Below are 851 nucleotides of genomic sequence, written 5' to 3' on the forward strand. Positions count from 1 at the left end.
TCATCCACCAAGTCATCCTTCAGGAAGGCTGAAGCAAGTGTTGAGCCGGCTTCTACCAGAACTTCGCCAAAGCCAAGCTCTGCCAGTTGCGGCATGAGGGAAAGAAGATTGATGCGGCCGTTGATGTGCTCAGACGGCCTGATGATGCGAATATGTTCAAATTTACCCAGCGCCTGCAAACGTTGTTCGTCTGAGGAAAGGGTAACGATAACAGTCGGGCTGTCGGTATCGGTAACGAGGTGGCAGTCCAAAGGGATTTGCAGTCGGCTGTCCAAGACGATACGTGCAGGCTGGCGCAGGGTGGGGAAGCTGCGGACGTTGAGTTTCGGGTTGTCGGCAAGTACGGTACCGATACCGGTCAAAACGGCGCAACTTTCGGCGCGGAGAATTTGTACGTCTTCGCGCGCTGCTTTGCCGGTAATCCAAAAGCTGCGGCCGTCTGAAAGGGCGGTTTTGCCGTCCAAACTGGCGGCGCATTTGAGGCGGATAAACGGTCTGCCACGTTCGATACGCGACAGAAAACCACGGTTGATCTCGCGCGCCTGCGCTTCCAACAAACCGCTTTCTGTACGGATTCCGGCGGCTTCCAGCATAGACAAGCCTTTGCCTGCGACCAACGGGTTAGGATCAGTCATGGCGGCGACCACGCGCGTTACGCCGGAATGAACCAGCGCTTCAGCACATGGCGGTGTGCGGCCGTAATGGCTGCAAGGTTCCAGCGTGACATAGGCTGTTGCGCCTTTTGCCGCCGCTCCGGCCTGCCTCAACGCGTGGACTTCAGCGTGCGGCTCGCCTGCTTTGACGTGGAAACCTTGTCCGACGATTTGTGCGCCGTGTGCAATTACGCAACC

General features: G+C 57.5%; 1 protein-coding gene. It reads right to left on the reverse strand.

The features are described from left to right. The coding region (gene ribD, locus ACTHS3_RS15940; RefSeq protein ID WP_440368498.1) for a bifunctional diaminohydroxyphosphoribosylaminopyrimidine deaminase/5-amino-6-(5-phosphoribosylamino)uracil reductase RibD at positions 1–851 on the reverse strand (851 nt) is incomplete at both ends.

Source organism: Neisseria sp. P0009.S007 (assembly GCF_051962515.1).